Annotated in this window: 1 protein-coding gene; it reads left to right on the top strand. The window is 71.4% G+C overall.

The features are described 5' to 3' along the window. Positions 1 to 1,726 (top strand): non-ribosomal peptide synthetase (locus tag EBB59_RS13210; protein WP_122102589.1); only part of this gene is annotated, 1,726 nt, incomplete at both ends.

Raw genomic sequence — 1,726 nt, 5'->3', positions numbered from 1 at the left:
GCGGACGCGCTCGCAGTACTGGAAGGCGATCGCGCATCCACCTATGGCGAGCTGCACGCCGCCGCGGCATCGCTCGCGGCGGTGCTGGATCGGGCCGGCGTGGTCGCCGGTGCGCACGTCGCGTTGTGCCTGCCGCGTAGCTTCGCCCAACTCGCGGCGATGGCCGCCGTCTGGCACCGTGGCGCGGCCTGGTTGCCGTTGGACCCGGCCCATCCGCCGGCGCGCAAGCAGGCGGTGCTGGCCGACAGCGCGGCGCGGCTGGTGATCGGGCAGGGTGCCGCCCCGGCCTGGTTGCCCGAAGACGCGACCTGGATCGACGTGGACGCCGTGCCCGAGGTCGAGGCCGGTTTGGCCCCGGTGGCGGTGACCGCCGATACCCCGGCTTACCTCATCTACACCTCCGGCTCCACCGGCACGCCCAAGGGGGTCGTGGTGAGCCACGGCAATCTGGCTCATTACGTGGCCGGCGTGCTGCCGGTGCTGGCACTGCCAGATCAGGCGGTGCTGGCGACCTTGTCGAGCGTTGCCGCGGATTTAGGCTTCACCGCGCTATTCGGTGCGCTGCTCAGTGGCCGCGCGGTACGTCTGCTGCCGGCGGAACTGGCCTTCGACGCCCAGGCCCTGGCCGCGCACTTGGCCCGGTACCCGGTGGACTGCCTGAAGATCGTGCCCTCGCATCTGGCCGGGCTGCTGGCCGCCGGCGCGGGCGCGGCGGTGCTGCCGCGCCGCTGTCTGGTCACCGGCGGCGAAGCGTTGAGCGGCGCGCTGGTGGCGCAGGTGCGCGAACTCGTGCCGGGGTTGCGCGTGATCAACCATTACGGCCCGACCGAGACTACGGTCGGGATCCTGACGCAGGAAGTGCCGAGTGATTGGCCGAGCGAACGCGCCGTACCGGTGGGCACGCCACTGGCCGGCAACGAGGCGCTGGTGCTGGATCGCTTCGGCTTGCCGGTGCCGACCGGCGTGGCGGGCGAGCTGTACCTGGGGGGTGGCAACCTGGCAACGGGGTACTGGAAGCGGCCGGAACAGACGGCCGAGCGGTTCGTGACGCATCCGTTCGCGCCGGCTGGCCGGCTGTATCGCAGCGGCGACCGTGCGCGTCGGGATGGGGAGGGACGGTTGGTGTACCTGGGCCGCACCGACCACCAGGTCAAGATCCGTGGCCACCGGGTCGAGCTGGGGGAGGTCGAGCAGGTGCTTGGCCAACTGCCTGGGGTGGAAGTGGCGGCGGTGCTGGCGGTGCCGGGCCCGGGGGGCGGCTTGCAACTGGCGGCGTGCGTGCAGGGCCGGCTCGATGGGGTGGAGGCGGCACTGGCGCAGCGGTTGCCGGAGGCGCTGTGCCCGAGCCATTGGTGTCAGGTGGCGGAGATGCCGCGGCTGGGGAACGGCAAGCTGGATCGGCAAGCGTTGGCGGCGCTGCTGGAACAGGCGGATACCAATGCCGGTGGTGAAGCTGCCGCAGCTGAGGCGGCGGTGGATCCGGTGCTGCGGACGCTGTGGCAGACGCTGCTCGGCCGCGATGCGATTGGCGCGCACGAGAACTTTTTTGCCTTGGGCGGTGACTCGATTCTGAGTCTTCAGGTGGTGGCGCGTGCGCGTCAGGCGGGTCTGGCGGTGACACCGCAGTTGTTGTTCGAGCATCCTACGCTGGCGGGGTTGAGCGCGCAGTTGGCGAGGGACGACGAAGAGGCGTCGACACCGGCGGCGGACACGCCTGGCGACCCCG

Origin of the sequence: Solilutibacter pythonis, assembly GCF_003697345.1 — a bacterium.
In the GTDB taxonomy this organism is placed as follows: Bacteria; Pseudomonadota; Gammaproteobacteria; order Xanthomonadales; family Xanthomonadaceae; genus Solilutibacter; species Solilutibacter pythonis.
Note: the sequence above shows the minus strand (reverse complement) of the source record. Positions and strands in the feature narration are given on the sequence as shown.